This window comes from Streptococcus oralis, assembly GCF_016028255.1.
GTDB classification, from domain to species: Bacteria; Bacillota; Bacilli; order Lactobacillales; family Streptococcaceae; genus Streptococcus; species Streptococcus oralis_AC.
In genome coordinates this window covers 461,399-477,470 of record NZ_CP065707.1, presented here as the reverse complement: position 1 = coordinate 477,470, position 16,072 = coordinate 461,399, and the positions used below count along the sequence as shown (strand labels likewise).

The 16,072-nt window shown below is 41.9% G+C and carries 20 protein-coding genes and 1 other RNA gene; 1 reads left to right on the top strand and 20 read right to left on the bottom strand.

Annotation, left to right across the window (positions count from 1 at the left end; genetic code table 11):
- Positions 1-105: 105 nt before the first annotated feature.
- The 12 genes from comB to I6G42_RS02365 form a co-directional block, all read right to left on the bottom strand.
- Positions 106-1,455: a competence pheromone export protein ComB gene (gene comB, locus I6G42_RS02410; RefSeq protein WP_038804296.1), complete on the bottom strand. Its 1,350-nt coding sequence runs from the start codon at positions 1,453-1,455 to the stop codon at positions 106-108.
- A 12-nt stretch (positions 1,456-1,467) separates the two neighbouring features.
- A complete protein-coding gene (comA, locus tag I6G42_RS02405) occupies positions 1,468-3,621 on the bottom strand; it encodes a peptide cleavage/export ABC transporter ComA (RefSeq protein ID WP_038804297.1) in 2,154 nt (717 codons plus the stop codon).
- A gap of 165 nt (positions 3,622-3,786) precedes the next feature.
- Entirely contained in the window at positions 3,787-3,981 is a 195-nt protein-coding gene (locus I6G42_RS10010; RefSeq protein ID WP_038804298.1) for a hypothetical protein, read from the bottom strand.
- Positions 3,982-4,379: 398 nt separating this feature from the next.
- The gene (locus I6G42_RS02400) at positions 4,380-4,559 is read right to left on the bottom strand and encodes a hypothetical protein (RefSeq protein ID WP_038804299.1); all 180 of its coding nucleotides are present in this window, start codon (positions 4,557-4,559) and stop codon (positions 4,380-4,382) included.
- An 80-nt stretch (positions 4,560-4,639) separates the two neighbouring features.
- On the bottom strand, positions 4,640-4,852 hold the full coding sequence (locus I6G42_RS10005) for a hypothetical protein (protein WP_038804300.1): 213 nt from the start codon (positions 4,850-4,852) through the stop codon (positions 4,640-4,642).
- Between the two features lie 38 nt (positions 4,853-4,890).
- Positions 4,891-5,046, bottom strand: a complete 156-nt coding sequence (locus I6G42_RS02395; RefSeq protein ID WP_000732133.1) for a hypothetical protein — start codon at positions 5,044-5,046, stop codon at positions 4,891-4,893.
- 383 nt (positions 5,047-5,429) lie between these two features.
- Entirely contained in the window at positions 5,430-5,588 is a 159-nt protein-coding gene (locus tag I6G42_RS02390; protein WP_038804301.1) for a class IIb bacteriocin, lactobin A/cerein 7B family, read from the bottom strand.
- 15 nt (positions 5,589-5,603) lie between these two features.
- Positions 5,604-5,747 carry a class IIb bacteriocin, lactobin A/cerein 7B family gene (locus I6G42_RS02385; RefSeq protein WP_038804302.1) on the bottom strand — a complete coding sequence of 48 codons (144 nt, stop codon included), beginning with the start codon at positions 5,745-5,747 and terminating at the stop codon, positions 5,604-5,606.
- Between the two features lie 445 nt (positions 5,748-6,192).
- Positions 6,193-6,429, bottom strand: coding sequence for an acyl carrier protein (locus I6G42_RS02380; RefSeq protein WP_000136453.1), 237 nt, complete (start codon positions 6,427-6,429; stop codon positions 6,193-6,195).
- A gap of 4 nt (positions 6,430-6,433) precedes the next feature.
- Entirely contained in the window at positions 6,434-7,426 is a 993-nt protein-coding gene (gene plsX / locus I6G42_RS02375) for a phosphate acyltransferase PlsX (protein WP_038804303.1), read from the bottom strand.
- Complete coding sequence (gene recO, locus I6G42_RS02370; protein WP_038804304.1) at positions 7,423-8,193, bottom strand: DNA repair protein RecO; 771 nt, start codon at positions 8,191-8,193, stop codon at positions 7,423-7,425. Before recO ends, plsX begins: the two co-directional genes overlap by 4 nt.
- The gene (locus I6G42_RS02365) at positions 8,190-9,359 is read right to left on the bottom strand and encodes a pyridoxal phosphate-dependent aminotransferase (protein ID WP_038804305.1); all 1,170 of its coding nucleotides are present in this window, start codon (positions 9,357-9,359) and stop codon (positions 8,190-8,192) included. Before I6G42_RS02365 ends, recO begins: the two co-directional genes overlap by 4 nt.
- A 148-nt stretch (positions 9,360-9,507) precedes the next feature.
- Between I6G42_RS02365 and I6G42_RS02360 the strand changes: the two genes are divergently transcribed.
- The gene (locus tag I6G42_RS02360) at positions 9,508-10,518 is read left to right on the top strand and encodes a YeiH family protein (protein ID WP_038804306.1); all 1,011 of its coding nucleotides are present in this window, start codon (positions 9,508-9,510) and stop codon (positions 10,516-10,518) included.
- Positions 10,519-10,692: 174 nt separating this feature from the next.
- Here the strand turns inward: I6G42_RS02360 and I6G42_RS02355 are convergent, their stop codons facing one another.
- The 8 genes from I6G42_RS02355 to tadA form a co-directional block, all read right to left on the bottom strand.
- On the bottom strand, positions 10,693-11,130 hold the full coding sequence (locus I6G42_RS02355) for a CoA-binding protein (RefSeq protein ID WP_038804307.1): 438 nt from the start codon (positions 11,128-11,130) through the stop codon (positions 10,693-10,695).
- Between the two features lie 119 nt (positions 11,131-11,249).
- On the bottom strand, positions 11,250-12,218 hold the full coding sequence (locus tag I6G42_RS02350; protein ID WP_038804308.1) for a ribose-phosphate diphosphokinase: 969 nt from the start codon (positions 12,216-12,218) through the stop codon (positions 11,250-11,252).
- Between the two features lie 213 nt (positions 12,219-12,431).
- The gene (locus I6G42_RS02345) at positions 12,432-12,926 is read right to left on the bottom strand and encodes a beta-class carbonic anhydrase (protein WP_038804370.1); all 495 of its coding nucleotides are present in this window, start codon (positions 12,924-12,926) and stop codon (positions 12,432-12,434) included.
- Between the two features lie 72 nt (positions 12,927-12,998).
- Positions 12,999-14,360 (bottom strand): DNA repair protein RadA, encoded by a 1,362-nt coding sequence (radA, locus tag I6G42_RS02340; protein WP_080641272.1) that lies wholly within the window; start codon positions 14,358-14,360, stop codon positions 12,999-13,001.
- A 13-nt stretch (positions 14,361-14,373) separates the two neighbouring features.
- On the bottom strand, positions 14,374-14,889 hold the full coding sequence (locus tag I6G42_RS02335) for a histidine phosphatase family protein (protein WP_038804311.1): 516 nt from the start codon (positions 14,887-14,889) through the stop codon (positions 14,374-14,376).
- Between the two features lies 1 nt (position 14,890).
- Positions 14,891-15,334, bottom strand: a complete 444-nt coding sequence (locus tag I6G42_RS02330; RefSeq protein ID WP_038804312.1) for a dUTP diphosphatase — start codon at positions 15,332-15,334, stop codon at positions 14,891-14,893.
- 55 nt (positions 15,335-15,389) lie between these two features.
- An RNA gene (gene ffs, locus I6G42_RS02325) (signal recognition particle sRNA small type) lies at positions 15,390-15,488 on the bottom strand.
- 32 nt (positions 15,489-15,520) lie between these two features.
- On the bottom strand, positions 15,521-15,988 hold the full coding sequence (tadA, locus tag I6G42_RS02320) for a tRNA adenosine(34) deaminase TadA (protein ID WP_038804313.1): 468 nt from the start codon (positions 15,986-15,988) through the stop codon (positions 15,521-15,523).
- Positions 15,989-16,072 lie beyond the last annotated feature (84 nt).

The window sequence follows — 16,072 nt, the reverse complement described above, 5'->3', positions numbered from 1 at the left end:
AATTTGCGAACGACGGCTAAGATACCTCTTTTTAATATTAAGAAAAACTGTAAAATCAAAACATTTTACAGTTTTAAAAGTATAATATCGCGTTAAAAACAAACATTATTCTCTGTTCAAAAATTGATCTAAGTAATATCGCAGATAACTTTTCTTTCCTGTGATTAGTGTCAAACGTCCTTCTGAACCGTAGCGAAGTTTTTCTGCCTGTTCAGGAGCCAGACTTGTCTCTGCCTCTATTTTAAAGAAATTTCCCTTTTCAGTCTTGGTAGCTGTCGCATCAATATTCGTAATCGCAGAAACAAGAACGAGCTCTTTGTTGGCATCCTTGTTTGTAGTAAAACGGATAGAATCACCTACCTTAAGTCTTGCAACATCTTTTGAACTGAGATAAGCTGTGAGTTTGGTTTTTCTTTCTCGTTCCAAGGCCGGGTAGAGTTGGGCTAGCAGGGTTCCTTCTGCAACCATGGTAGAATCACTGGTCTCAGGATTAAGGTGAAGTACCCCATCCTCGCTTGCTGTAATCTTCCCCTTATCTAGGAGACCTCCTTGGACTTTCTTACCCGACTCCGCTTCTAAAATTTTCTGATCCAAAAGGGTTAATTCCTGACCGACTTTGACTAGGTGCTGGGACTTAAGGGATTCAAGCTGACTATCCAGTCCACTTGCGTAGGCTTGTTGAGCTCCAGATCCCGCATACTGTACACGATAAGTAGCTAAACTAGACTCTAGCTGGGCAATTTGAGCATCCACCTGTGCAATAACTTGCGATTTAGCTTGCGGATCTTCTCCAGCTTGGTTTTTATAGGTCTGGTAAAAAGAGTAGGCTGGATTCTGACTATCCAGTTGATCTCCCTTTTCAATCGCTGACTTAGCTGTTTTGTAATCTCGAATTTTATCCTGTGTTTGTCTGATAAGATTGCCAATCTCGGACTGACTCTGACTTGCTGCCGCATTCTGTGAGGAGATGCTGGCATTTTGCTGAGAAACATTACTCCTCAGACTATTCGCTTGGCTGAGATAGTCTCGAAACATCTCCTGATAACCAAACTTATCTGCCTCTGGAAATTGATCACTCCCCTCTTTCAAACTGGATTGCAAATAACCTAACTGTTTTTTTTGATCCTTAAACATCTCCAACTGATTGGCGTATGCTTCAGCTTGAACAGCTTCCGCCCCTTGCTGGTACTGAACGAGGAGATCCCCCTGCTTGACTAGTTTGTTTTCTTCTAGATAATTGGCCACGATGCGTTGATTGCTAGTCGACTGGATGTTGGCAATAATCCGACTAGGTTCGACAGTTGCTCTGGTAGATAAACTAATCTCCTTCTCTGCAAAAACTGCAAATCCCAGTAAAAACACGAGTAGGAGCGACATAGGTAAAATCACCCGACTGGAAAAATTATGGTAACGACGATTGTAAAACTCCGCACTTTCTAAAAATTCTGGTTGCATCTTCTCCTCTTTCTAGCTATTCACCAAATGGGCGTAAAATCCACCTCGAGCAAGCAAATCAGCATGATTGCCTTCTTCGACAATCTTACCCTGATCCAAGACAACAACCTTCTCTGTCCGCTCAGCGATGGTCAAGCGGTGGGCGATGAAAATCAAGGTCTTGTCTAAAGCCATGAGATTATCCACAATCCGCTTCTCTGTCAAGATATCCAGACTGCTGGTCGCCTCATCCAATATCAAGACAGGCGCATCTGTCAAGAGAGCACGCGCCAGAGCGATTCGTTGCCGTTGCCCACCAGAAATCCCTGCCCCATCCGAAGTTAATTCTGTCTGGTAATTCAGTGGCATCCTCTCGATATCCTCCCGAATCTCGGCCAATTCAACAGCCCGTAAGATATCTTCCTGAGTCGTCCCCTCCTTGGCTCCAAGGAGAAGATTCTCCAAAATCGTTCCGTTAAAGACATAGGGCTGTTGAGGCAGATAGTTGATGTACTGGCGCAGGGCCTTTTTATCAATCTGATTAAGATTGACACCACCCAGACTAATCTCTCCCTGACTTGGATCGTAAAAATTAACCATCATCTTGGCCAAAGTTGTCTTGCCTGATCCTGAAATTCCCACGAAAGCCACTTTAGAATCTTGTGGGATCGTCAAATTGATATCCGACAAGACATCACGACCATAGCCATACTTATAGTGAACTTGTTTAAGGGTCATATCCCCCTTCATCATACTCAAATCTTCTACCGTTTTCTTCTCCTCAAACTCCGAAGCCACTAGATAAACCTCATTTAAGCGATTATTGGCAACCTGCGCTGTCTGAAGTTTGGTTTGTAGGTTGATGATATTTTCCAAAGGATTGGTAAAGTAAACAAGCAGGGTGCTATAGGTAATCAGCTGACCCAAGCTCATCTTGCCATCCATGACAAGAACAGCTCCCATCCAGAGAACAGCAACATTGAGCAGAAGCTGAGCAAGCTTTTTAAGAGCCTTTTGTTGACTTTCTGCTCGACTATAGGTAAAGGATTTTTTCAGATAAGCTACAAATTCCTTGTCAATCTTTTGATAGCGTGAACTTTCACTGGTCAAAGACTTAATGGTCTCAATACCATTGATGTCCTCGATGATAGAAGAAGACAGAACCGCATTGGCTTCCATAGTGTCCCGATTCATCTTTTCAAAAGGCTTCATAAAGGCAAAGATAATCACTGTATAGATGGGAAGCGCAAGTAGACTAATGAAAAAGAGTGTCATATTTTGTGAAAACAAGACAAGCGAAATAATCAGAATCGTCGACACATCCAAAAAGATAGATAAAATGGTCGACGCTAGCGCGTCAATGATACTGTTAGCATCCGTGAAACGAGACACGATTTCCCCTGTCCTGCGTGTCGCAAAAAAGGACATTGGCAGGTGAAAAACATGCTTGATGTAGGATAAAATCACATCAATTGACAGACGTTGCCCCAAAACAAGTAAGAGATACTCCTGCGCGTAGGACAAAATTTGCTGGAGGATATAGACGATGACCAAACCAATAGAGATGATACCCAGCGTCGAACGCATCTGATCTGGCACATAGGTATCAATGATAGACTGCAGATAATAAGAACCCACAATGTTAATCAGGGTTACCAAGAGTGTCGCTAGTACGATATTGGTAATTAAGCCACGCTGTTTGAATAAGATGGGCAAGAAGGATAGGAGCCCCTGTTTTTTCTCCTTATGAGGTTTATAGTCTGGAGATGGCGCCATAAAGAGACTGACCCCTGTCCACTCTTGCGCAAATCGCTCACGGGAAATCTTGGTCAGCTTGACACCAGGATCTGGATCAGCGATATGGATGGTCTTCTTATCCTGACCTGTCACCACATAGTAGTGGAGCAATTTCCCTTCCTTGAGCACATGGGCTACAAAAGGAAAAGTCAAATCAGGCAGATCAAAGAGCGTCATATCCGCCTTGATAGCCCGCGTCTCAAAGCCAAGCTCCTCTGCCACCTTTACAAGCCCCAAAGCAGTCGTCCCATCCATGGTCGTCTTGGCCAACTCTCGTAGATGAGCCAAGGAGTAATAACTACCGTAGTAGCTAAATATCATAGCCAAGGAAGCCACGCCGCAATCCATCTGATCCACCTGAGGACGATAGTGTTTTTTCCCAAATTTCATATCCATCTCCTTTTTTCTAACAATCTCTTAAAAACTTTGTAAGATTATTTTAACCAAACGAAGAAGAAATCGGAAAATTATTTCTGAAAAAACAATATTCATACCTGAACAGCACTTTTTGTCAAAGAAAATAGGCAGAACAAGAGTCCTGCCTAGATCATTCAATTACACAGATTTCTTACCTTTCCCACCTCTTTTATGAATGGTATATAAAACGATAAACGAAAACACAGGGGGTACCAGATAACTACTTTCACTCATTGTCACCTGAAATCCAAGAGTTGCTAGTATCGTAAAGATGAGAATATTCATTAAAAATAGAAAAACAAATACTAAACAATAGCCTAAAACCTTCTTCATTTCTTTTCTCCAACTTTCCTAATTTCTATACCTATTTTATCAAAAAATACATGTAAAACTCCAAATAAACACCTCAACTGGCACTTTTTGCTAAAGAAAATAGGCAGAACAAGTGTCCTACCTACTAAAAATATGGTATAAAAGGAAATTGACTTTTTACTGTCACCCTGGGCAAGCTTGGAACAAATAAATCATTGATAGTAACATTTACGACATCCTATTTATTACTACAATTTCTAATGTCCCTACTATTTCTAAGCCACCTCTGGTATGATCTATTCCTAGTCAGAATAGATAACACCGTTCTAAATTACGATTTTTTTAAACTCCAATGTGATGCATTCTTAAATCTTACCTTACCCATTTTTAGCGCAGAATAATAAGTCATTCTTAATCTCTCACTCTACTTGCTTTTTATTAACCTTATATCCTACATAAAACAACCCCAGCAGAATCGGATAGGTTTCTGGATAAAACAAGGTATTGATCGGATTTTTCAAAATCAAATACGTGGCGATGTAGATAATGAGCGATACGATAAAATACCCCTCAGCAAATCCTAATAAGAATTGTTTCATGGTAGACTCCTATTTACCTGATAAGAAAGGCGGAAAAACTCCGCCATTCACATGCACAAAATCCTTTTGGTTCATATTCTTCATTTATAGTTTAAATTATCTTTTGACAAATCTTTGCAAAAAATACCAAAATAGCTCGAAGCAAGCAAGCCAACTAAAGTCCATTGCCAATCAAAGGATACTAATGAACCTGTACGAATCACATGGAGCGCGAGATTAAGAGCTATTGCCAACAAAGGAACTATAGTGGCTAGTTTAGGTAACAATGTATTGAGATTAAGGTTGTGATTCATAATTGATTTCCTTACATACTTTATCCCAAATTTTTAGCTTAGCGTCTACTTCCTAGATAACGCCCATACATATAAGAAGCTACTCCTAATACACCCCAAGCTATTGCTGTGGAAGTAGTAACAATGAAGCCTCCCTCAGTAACAGATAAGTCTGCTTCTGTCATGATGTCAAATTTTTCATCCAGTTTTTTCATTTTTCTCTCTCCTTTTTAAATAATACTGGCTAATCCAATAGCTACTCCAACCAAAAGCCCTACTATTCCTGAAGCTGATATAATAATTACTGAAAATTCTTCTGAAATCTTCATTTATTTCTCCATTTTTTATTGGTAGTAACTAAAAGATGACTATTCAATAGTATTTGCCACACACTAACAATAGTTCTCTTTAAACCTTGTTTTTGCCTGAATCCAAATAACTCATCATTAAAATAAGGATCGGAATCCATAATTCCGAGCCTACATACTGATCAACTTTAAAGGTAATTACATTTAAATCACCTAGAACGCAGAGTGCTCCAAAACTGATTAAAAGCACGCCTATTAAATTTTTTCGATTTTTCATACCTAATCACTTTTTATCCAAACCTACGCTTTAAATCTTGCCCGATTAATCTACCGCCAAGGAAAATAGTCACTCCAATACCAATAGTAGCTATTGTGATCACGCCTCCATCAGTATTCATCAATTCGTCTTCTGTCAACTCTGTCCAATTATTTAAATTATTCATATTCATTTTATCCTCCTATTATCACATAAAGTATCCCCAAGCAATACCGCCAATAAGTAAGATGCCTCCTACTACCACAGCAGTAACAGAACCCCCATCCACATCCGTCAACTCTTCTTCTGTAAGAGCTACAAAGTTTTGTTCCATTTTGTCAAAATTTGTCATCTTTTTCTCCTTTATTTTTATTTTTTTAGTTTACAGTTTCTAGGCTTTAAACCATTTTAAAAACTAGATTGGATAAATTACTGAAATCTTTTTCCTTCCTGTTCTTATCACTTATCTATTCGAGAAGTGATCTAAAATGAACAGGTAAATTTCATTTATTTTAAATACCATTTGATAAACCATGGCAATAAGATTGGCAAATACATCGTGTAGTCTCCTTCCTTTTTCCTTACCTATCTATTCGAAAAATAATTCGAAAATGAACAACTGTTTCATTTTTATTTTAAAAACCACTTAATGAACCATGGATAAAAACCGGTCACATACATAAACGTTCCTCCTTTTTTCTGTCTCATCTCTATATTCGCAATTTCTACAAAAATGTTTCAAATTTTTCCTTTTTCCTGCAAACAAAAAAACAACATGACTTGCATGTTGTTTTTTGCTATATCTTACCTTTAATAGTTCCGACCACATCTGCCACACTTTGAAGTTGGTCAATTTCCTCATCGCTGATCTCAATACCAAATTCATCTTCTAGCGTTAGGACGAACTCCATCAAGTCTACTGAGTCTGCATCTAGGTCGTCTTTCAAACTCAAAGCCTCCGTCACGACAAAGTCTTCTCCCTGTCGCTCTTGGATAATGGTTACAACACGGTCAAAAATTTCTTTTTCTGTCATCTTTTTATTCTCCTGAAAATTCACGCGCAGTCTGAGCAACTACGTCTGTTTCGAGCATGGTACGAATCTGACGAATCGTACTGTACACAGCCTTGGCATCACTGGAACCATGAGTCTTTACAACTGGCGCCTTGACACCAAACAAGACTGCCCCTCCAACATCTGAATAGTTAAGCTGCTTTTTCAAACCTTTGAGGCTATCTTTGAGAAGTAGAGCACCTAGCTTCGCTCGAAGACCACCACCCGTAATAGCATTTTTAAGTAAGCCCATGATTCCCAAAGCTGTACCTTCGATGGATTTGAGAACAGCGTTTCCCGTGAAACCATCTGTTACGACAACATCCGCAACGCCATTCATCAGATCACGCGCTTCCACGTTTCCGACAAAGTTCAAACTTTCATCAGCTACTAGCAAGTCGTATGTTTCCTTACGAAGCGGATCTCCCTTGCTGCTTTCTGTTCCATTGTTGAGCAAACCAATACGCGGTTTCGAAATCCCACGAACATTTTTCGCATAGAAGGAACCTAGGACAGCGTATTGGTGCAGATGATGGGCTGTATTTTCCGCATTGGCACCGAGATCTAGCATATCAAACCCTTTGCCATCAATGGTCGGCAAGGTAGACATGAGTCCTGGACGATCGATATTTTTGATACGACCCACAATGAAGAATCCTGCAGCCAACAAGGCACCTGTGTTCCCAGCTGAGAGGACAGCGTCTGCTTCCCCCTCTTTGACAGCCTTGGCCGCTAATACCATGCTGGCATTTTTCTTCTTACGAATAGCTTTTGTCGGCTCATCGTCTGAGTCAATTTTCTCATCCGTATGAATAACGCTGACACGCTCTGTCGCTGTTAGATATTGCTTGATCTTGCTTTCATCTCCGTAGAGTTGAATCTCAATATCTGAAAAGTCAGCAAGGGCTTGGTTGACACCCTCAACGATGGCTTGAGGTGCGTAATCGCCCCCCATAGCATCTACTGCAATTTTTTTCATTTGTCTTCCTCTTTTAGTAATTGTCCCCAGTCTGCCAGGGAATCAATGAATTTCTTTGATTTTAGGTGAATTCCAACATACTCTTCGTAGATTTGATCTATAAACTTGCGCAAGTCTTGCTTGATTTCAGGCTTGAGCGAAATGGTCTCCAAGGTCTCAAAATCAATGGCTTGAAATTGATTGAGAAGATAAGGGATATTGGGATTCAGATGGCAACGTCTCTCATCCTCATGATAATGCTCTGGACAGAGGCAGGCTCCATATTTAAAAGAAAAGTCAAAGGCCTGACCAACCCGATGGCAAAAGATACACTCATTAAAATTAAGGCTAATCCCAAATCGGGTCAAGATTTGAATTTCAAAAATATTGGTCAAAACCTGATAATCCAAACCCTCTTCCATCAACTCCAAAGTCTTTTGCAAAAAAGCAAACAAGGGAGCATCCTGCTGGTTATCCTGCAAACTAGCATCTGCAAGAGCAGCAACATAGGTCGCATAAGCCATGACAAAGAGATCACTATTAATCTTAGGAAAGGTCATCACCTCATGGTAGTCCTCGATATAGCTGAGCCCATCATCATTGATTCGTAAGAGAAATCGCGCCAACACCAAGGGCTGAATAACCGGAGCTAGTTTGGACTGACCAGCGTGTTTGACGAAAAACATGCGCTTGCCAGCCTGCTCGGTAAAAATCTTGACTAACTTGTCGTCCTCACGAAAATTACGATTGTAGAGCACCAAGCCTTGACTCGTGATAGACTGAATCATGCTTCTCTCATGTACTCCTCAAGTCGTTTCATGGCTTCTTTGATAGTCTCCATGCTAGCTGCATAAGATAGGCGAACATAGCCTTCTCCGTAGCGTCCAAAGGCGGCACCAGGGATAAAGGCAACAGCCTTCTTCTGAGCAAAATCCTTCAGAAAAGCAAAGGAATCTTGATTGTAGCCAGCAGGAATCTTAGCAAAGATATAGAAGGCACCGTCTGGTTTAATAATCTCAAAACCAAGAGCAGTCATTTTCTCGATAATATAATCACGACGCTGGATGTACTCCTTCTTCATAGGCTCCGCGTCGTTTTTACCCGCCGTCAAAGCTTCTACCGCAGCATGTTGCGCCATAGTATTTGCGGCAGTTACCAAGTACTGGTGACTCTTGATTAACTGAGTCGTAAAGGCTGCAGGAGCAAAGATAAGGCCTAAACGCCAACCTGTCATAGCATGAGACTTAGATAAACCATTGATAATAATAGCCTGGTCTCTCAGCATAGTTCCCAAAGATACATGGGCTTCCCCTGTATAGGTTAATTCTGAGTAAACCTCATCACAGACAACAAAAATCTCGTACTTGCGTAAAACGTCTGCCAAGGCTTCCAACTGCTCCCGACTATAGGTAATTCCTGTCGGATTGGCTGGATAGTTGAGAATAACTGCTTTGAGCTTGTCCCCTTGCTCCAAAATGGCCTTTTCCAACATCTCAGGAGTCAAGACAAAACCATTTTCAGTTGTATCAATCTCGACAATCTCTGCCCCAACTAGATTGACAATCGGCTCATATCCTGGATAGGCAGGAGCTGGCAAGAGCACCTTGTCCCCCTCTTCCAAAATAGCCGTCAAAGTAGCAGATAAAGCCTCTGTCGCCCCAATTGTAACCAAGATTTCATTTTCAGGAGCATAGTCCAGTTGGTACTTTTCCTTAACAAAGTCACTGGCTGCCTGACGTAAAGTCAACAGACCACTCATCCCTGTATAGTAGGATTGGTTCTGGTCAATCGCTCGCTTGGCCGCCTCCTTGACATGGTCTGGCGTTGTAAAATCAGGTTCCCCCAAGGTCAAACGCAAGACCCCAGGAATCTCCGAAATAGCCTGGTCAAACTGACGAATCAAGGAAACTTGAATCTTGTCTAATTGTTTATTAAAGCGCTTGGTTAAGTCCATAGATACCTCCTACTTTCAAAACGTATCTCTATTATACTATAAAAGCCCCCCGACCGCAAAAATACATGATAGAATAACTTTCCACTTTCTATTTTACTTTTCCTGTTTATAGGTCTATAATAGTAACAGATTCTATTTGGAGGTTTTTATGTCATTTCTATCAAAAAATGGAGCAGGCATCTTTGCCTGCCTTCTCATTTCTATCGTATCTTGGTACTTAGGAGGATTCTTCCCTGTGATTGGCGCGCCTGTATTTGCGATTTTCATAGGCATGCTCCTACATCCCTTTCTCTCGTCTTATAAACAACTGGATGCTGGATTGACCTTTAGTTCTAAAAAATTGCTCCAATATGCCGTTGTCTTGCTTGGTTTTGGTCTCAATATCTCGCAAGTCTTCGCAGTCGGACAATCTTCACTCCCTGTCATCCTGTCCACCATCTCAATAGCTCTGATTATTGCCTATTTCTTCCAGCGCTTCTTTGCACTGGATACAAAACTGGCTACCTTGGTTGGAGTAGGTTCTTCTATCTGTGGTGGCTCTGCCATTGCAGCGACAGCGCCCGTTATTGATGCTAAGGAAAAGGAAGTAGCCCAAGCCATTTCCGTTATCTTTTTCTTCAATGTCTTGGCTGCGCTCATCTTTCCAACTCTAGGAACCTGGCTTCATCTATCCAATGAAGGCTTCGCCCTCTTTGCAGGGACTGCGGTCAACGACACTTCCTCTGTAACGGCTGCCGCCAGCGCTTGGGACAGTCTTTACCAAAGCAATACCCTCGAGTCTGCAACCATTGTTAAACTCACACGTACTTTGGCCATTATCCCTATCACGCTCTTTCTATCCTACTGGCAAAGTCGCCAACAAGAAAACAAGCAAAGCCTACAACTGAAAAAAGTCTTCCCACTTTTTATCCTTTACTTTATCCTTGCCTCTCTCCTCACTACACTACTCACCTCTCTAGGTGTGTCCAGTAGTTTCTTTACCCCTCTCAAACAACTCTCTAAATTCCTTATTGTCATGGCCATGAGTGCTATCGGTCTCAAAACCAATCTGGTCGCTATGGTCAAATCCAGTGGAAAATCCATTCTTCTTGGAGCCATCTGCTGGATTGCCATCATCCTCACCAGTCTTGGTATGCAGACCCTTATCGGCATTTTCTAATACTCTTCGAAAATCTCTTCAAACCACGTCAACGTCGCCTTGCCGTAGGTATTGTTACTGACTTCGTCAGTTCTATCCACAACCTCAAAACTGTGTTTTGAGCAGCCTGCAGCTAGTTTGCTCTTTGATTTTCATTGAGTATAACACAAAAGGTAGCCCACCAGCTACCTTTTCTTATACTTCCTCAATCAAGCGTGTATGTTCTCTCTTGATGCAACGATTCATGACGATGTTGTCGCATCCTCCAGCACGCAAGATTTCTTCCGCTTCTAAACTTTCGAGTCCCAGCTGCGCCCAAAAAATCTTTGCATCAGCCTTGAGAAAATCACGCGCCACATCAGGCAAAAACTCACTGCGACGGTAAACATTGACAATATCTACAGGAAAAGGAATCTCTGCTAGACTAGCATAAGCCTTCTCACCCAAGATTTCACCACCTGCCGCCTTGGGATTGACTGGGATGATTTTATAACCCCGAGCCTGCATTTCCTTAGTCACTCGATTGCTAGTTGTTTCTTCACGGTCAGACAAACCCACTACCGCTAACGTTTTACTAGTTGTCAGATACTGACGAATCACACCATCACTTGGATTGATAAATTCTTGACTCATAGAAATCCTCCTTTTTCATCAGTATAGCATATTTTGAAAAGGCTTGCAGATTTTGACTATAAAAATCTCCTAGCAAGAAAAGAAACCTGCTAGGAGAACTATCTATTTCAAGTGAAAGATTAAATCTTTTTCTCAATGCTAAACAAAGGAGAAAGAGGACGTTTTTCGTGGATACGGATAATAGCATCGCCTAGAAGATGAGCAATCGAAATTTGTTCAATCTTATCAATCAAACGCTCTTCTGGTAGGTAGATAGTATCCAAAACAACCAATTTCTTAATAGCTGATTTTTGGATATTGTCCATAGCTGGTCCTGAAAGAACTGGGTGAGTACAGCTTGCGTAAACTTCAACCGCACCTGCTTCAGCAAGAGCATCTGCCGCATGGCAAATGGTTCCAGCTGTATCGATCATATCGTCAATCAAGATACAAGTCTTACCTTCTACCTTACCAATGATGTTCATCACTTCGCTGGTGTTCATCTTGTCTACACTACGACGCTTGTCAATGATCGCAATCGGAGTTTTCAAAAACTCTGCCAATTTACGAGCACGAGTCACCCCGCCATGGTCTGGACTGACAACGACATAGTCAGAGCCAACCATGCCACGACGTTCAAAATAGTCCGCAATCAATGGAGCACCCATCAAGTGATCTACAGGAATATCAAAGAATCCCTGAATCTGTGCAGCATGCAAATCAATCGTTAACAAACGATCTACTCCAGCCACTTCCAGCATGTTTGCAACGAGTTTTGAAGTGATTGGCTCACGCGCTCTTGCTTTTCTATCCTGACGTGCATAGCCATAGTAAGGCATGACAACGTTGACAGATTCTGCACTAGCACGCTTCAAGGCATCTACCATGATCAAAATTTCGAGCAGATTGTCATTTACAGGTGAGCTAGTTGATTGTAGGATAAAGACGTGTTTTCCACGGATTGATTCTTCGATATTGACCTGAATCTCCCCATCTGAAAATTGGCGAACACTTGATTTCCCCAACTCTATCCCAATCTCTTGCGCCACACGCTCTGCCAATTCTCTATTAGAAGAAAGGGCAAACAGCTTTAAATCAGAAAAAGACATGATTTCCTCCGGTATTTATGTATCACTTGTTTTTTACACAACATTTTCCATCTACCATTGTAGCGCTTTTTCCTTTATTTTTCAATCAAAAATAAAACAAGAGCAAACATTTATACCCTTGCTTTATGCTATTTTATATTAGCTATATTGAAACTAAAAACCCTACATTTTAACAATCGATTTTATGCTAGGATGAGATTTTTTGAGACAAAGTTAGTATACTTCTCTCATACTCCCTGTATCCACATCGTAAACAGCACCTGAAATAACCACATCATCAGGAATCAGTGGAGATTCTCGAAGCAACTGCATATCCTCTCTCACACTCTCTTCAACATCCTGGAATGGTAAAAAATCTTTACCAGACACATCAACCCCGAGCTCGTGCTTCAAATGCTCTTGAAAAGACTCATTTTGAAAGGTTTGAGCTCCACAGTCTGTATGATGAAGCACCACAATTTCTCTAGTTCCCATTTGTTGCTGGGAAATCACAAGTGAACGAATCATGTCCTCTGTTACTCGACCACCCGCATTCCGCAAGATATGGGCATCTCCAAGTGCCAGACCCAGAGCTTGCGCGACGTGTAGCCGTGAGTCCATACAGGTCACAATTGCTACTCTTGTTTTCGGCTTAAGTGGCAGATTTAATTTCCCATGAAGGGCAACATAAGCCTGATTGGCTTGCATAAACTGTTCAAAATATGACACGATTTCCCCCTTAAAAATTTGATCATCAAATATTTCTCCTATCTTATCATTTTTAAGAGGATTTGTCACGGATTATGCAAAGACCTTTTTCAAAACTTCCTGAATCGTTGTCACACCAATGATCTCAATTTCTTTGGGTGGAGTGATTCCTGTCAAGGAATTCTTGGGTACATAAATCTTGGTAAAGCCCAGTTTTGCCGCTTCATTGATGCGTTGTTCGATACGATTCACGCGTCGAATTTCTCCGGTCAAGCCCAGTTCACCCACAAAACATTCCTGAGGATTGGTAGGCTTGTCCTTGTAACTAGAGGCAATAGCCACTGCAACGGCTAAGTCAATGGCGGGCTCATCCAATTTGACCCCACCAGCAGATTTGAGATAGGCATCCTGATTTTGCAAGAGAAGCCCTGCTCGTTTTTCCAAAACAGCCATAATCAGACTCGCACGATTGAAGTCAAGACCTGTCGTAGTACGCTTGGCATTCCCAAACATGGTCGGTGTTACCAAAGCCTGGACCTCCGCCAAAATCGGACGGGTCCCTTCCATGGTCACAACGATTGACGAGCCAGTAGCCCCATCCAAACGCTCCTCTAGGAAAACTTGACTCGGATTGAGCACCTCAACCAATCCACCCGACTGCATCTCAAAAATGCCAATCTCATTAGTGGAACCAAAACGGTTTTTGACTGCCCTCAAAATACGGAAGGTATGGTGACGCTCCCCTTCAAAGTAAAGCACTGTATCCACCATATGCTCCAACATACGCGGACCCGCCAAGGTTCCTTCCTTAGTCACATGCCCTACGATAAAAATGGCAATGTTATTAGTCTTAGCCAGTTGCATAAGCTCAGCCGTCACCTCACGCACTTGAGAAACTGACCCCTGCACCCCTGAAATCTCAGGAGACATAATGGTCTGGATAGAGTCGATGATGAGAAAGTCTGGCTGAATTCTTTCTACTTCTGCGCGAACACTCTGCATATTGGTCTCGGCATAGAGATAAAACTCGCTATCGATATCTCCCAAGCGCTCTGCTCGTAACTTAATCTGCTGGGCAGACTCCTCCCCACTGACATAGAGAACCGTACCCACTTGAGACAGCTGGGTTGAAACTTGTAGGAGAAGGGTTGATTTCCCGATTCCTGGATCCCCACCGATAAGGACGAGACTCCCTGGTACCACTCCGCCTCCAAGTACACGGTTGAATTCCTCCATCTCCGTCTTTGTTCGATTGACATTGATCGAAGTCACCTCAGCCAGTTTCATGGGCTTGGTTTTCTCCCCTGTCAAGGATACACGTGCATTCTTAACCTCGGCAACCTCAACCTCTTCTACAAAAGAAGACCAAGACCCACAGTTGGGACAACGTCCCAGATATTTAGGGGAATTATACCCACAATTTTGACATACAAATGTCGCTTTTTTCTTTGCGATAATAAACCTCTTTCTAAATCTCTATCTCACACTCAATCACTTGGCAAAAATCAATCTTCTCATTTGGCACAAATTGACGTATGAGCATGTTGTGAGTTACCACTATCACGGTCTGGTAATCTCGATACTTAGCCATAGATTCTAGAAATCGAGACTTCATCTCCGTAGCTGTCTCATATTGAATAGGGCTATTAGGAAGTAACTCCCCCTTGTTTTCTAAAAACAGACATCTAGCTTTTTCGAAGTTTTCTATGCCTGCTTCATAGACCTGCCATTCGTGTAACATAGGCTCCACTCTCAAAGGAAGTCCAGTAGCACAAGAAACATAAGAAGCCGTTTCTAAAGCTCGCGTTACTGCTGAAGTCACTAGTAGGTTAGCTGATTGTAGCAAGGGATTTTGGCAAAGTTCCTGAGCTTGTTGTCGTCCCTTCTCAGATAAGGGGGCCAAATCCATCCCAAAACCTGTATAAGAACGTTCCTCTAACTCACGGTAATCTGGCTCCCCGTGAGGTACAAAGATGATTTTCATCCTAGTGTCCTGTTGATCCAAAACCACCAGTCCGCACGCCGTCTGCCTCATCTCCGTCTGCGATTAAAAATGGTGCAAAGACAGCCTGAACCACACGTTCCCCAACTTCAAGAACCACTTCCTGATCAGTAATGTTTTTCATCTGCGCAAAAATATGTCCCTCATTTCCAGGATTTCCATAATAATCCCCATCAATAACGCCAACAGAGTTGATCAAGACCAGACCCTTCTTACGAGGATTTGAAGAACGGTCATAGAGATAGAGCACTTCTGTCGGCTGCATGTAAGCCTTGACACCAGTCGGAACGAGAACAATCTCTCCTGGAGCAATCACAGTGCGTTCCGCAACCTTTAAATCATAACCAGCTGCATGAGCTGTCTCACGCTTCGGTAGCAAATTTTCATCTGTAAAAGTAGAAACCAATTCAAAACCACGAATTTTCATAATCTTCTCTTTTCTATTATCATTTATTCTAGGCTATTTTATCTTATTTATTCGAAAAAAGCACGAAAAAAGAGCACACAATTCACACTCGCTTAGGGCTGCTGGATTCCTCCCCTGACCCGCTTCACGCAGAACTGTTGCTCCATTATTTATTATACCACATTCCCCTCTATTTTTAAAGAGAAATTATTTTTTCCGTCGATTTCGGAAAAAGTCCTGCATAATCGCTGCACACTCACTCTCCAAAACTCCCGTTTCGACCTCTACACGATGATTGAGACGCTCATCTGTCAAAATATCGTACAAACTTCCAGCTGCACCAAATTTCTGATTATTAGCCCCGTAGACTACATTTGGAATGCGTGCAAGCCCAATCGCCCCACTACACATAACACAAGGCTCAATGGTCACAAACAACGTACAATCAAGCAGACGCCAACTCTCTTCACTTGCATTCGCATTTTCTATGGCCATGATTTCTGCATGCATAACCGCCCGTTGCAACTCCTCGCGCGCATTATGCCCCCTACCAATGATCTCTCCATCCTTGACAATCACACAACCAATTGGAATTTCATCGTGTTCTAGGGCAATCTCAGCCTCTCTCAAAGCCTCTCTCATAAAAGCTTCTTTTTCTTCAACTGTATAATCCATAGTTTCTCTCTTTTCCTGCTTATCAATTCTATCATTATAGCATGTTTTCATAGACAAAAAAAGAGCTCTATAATATTTACACTG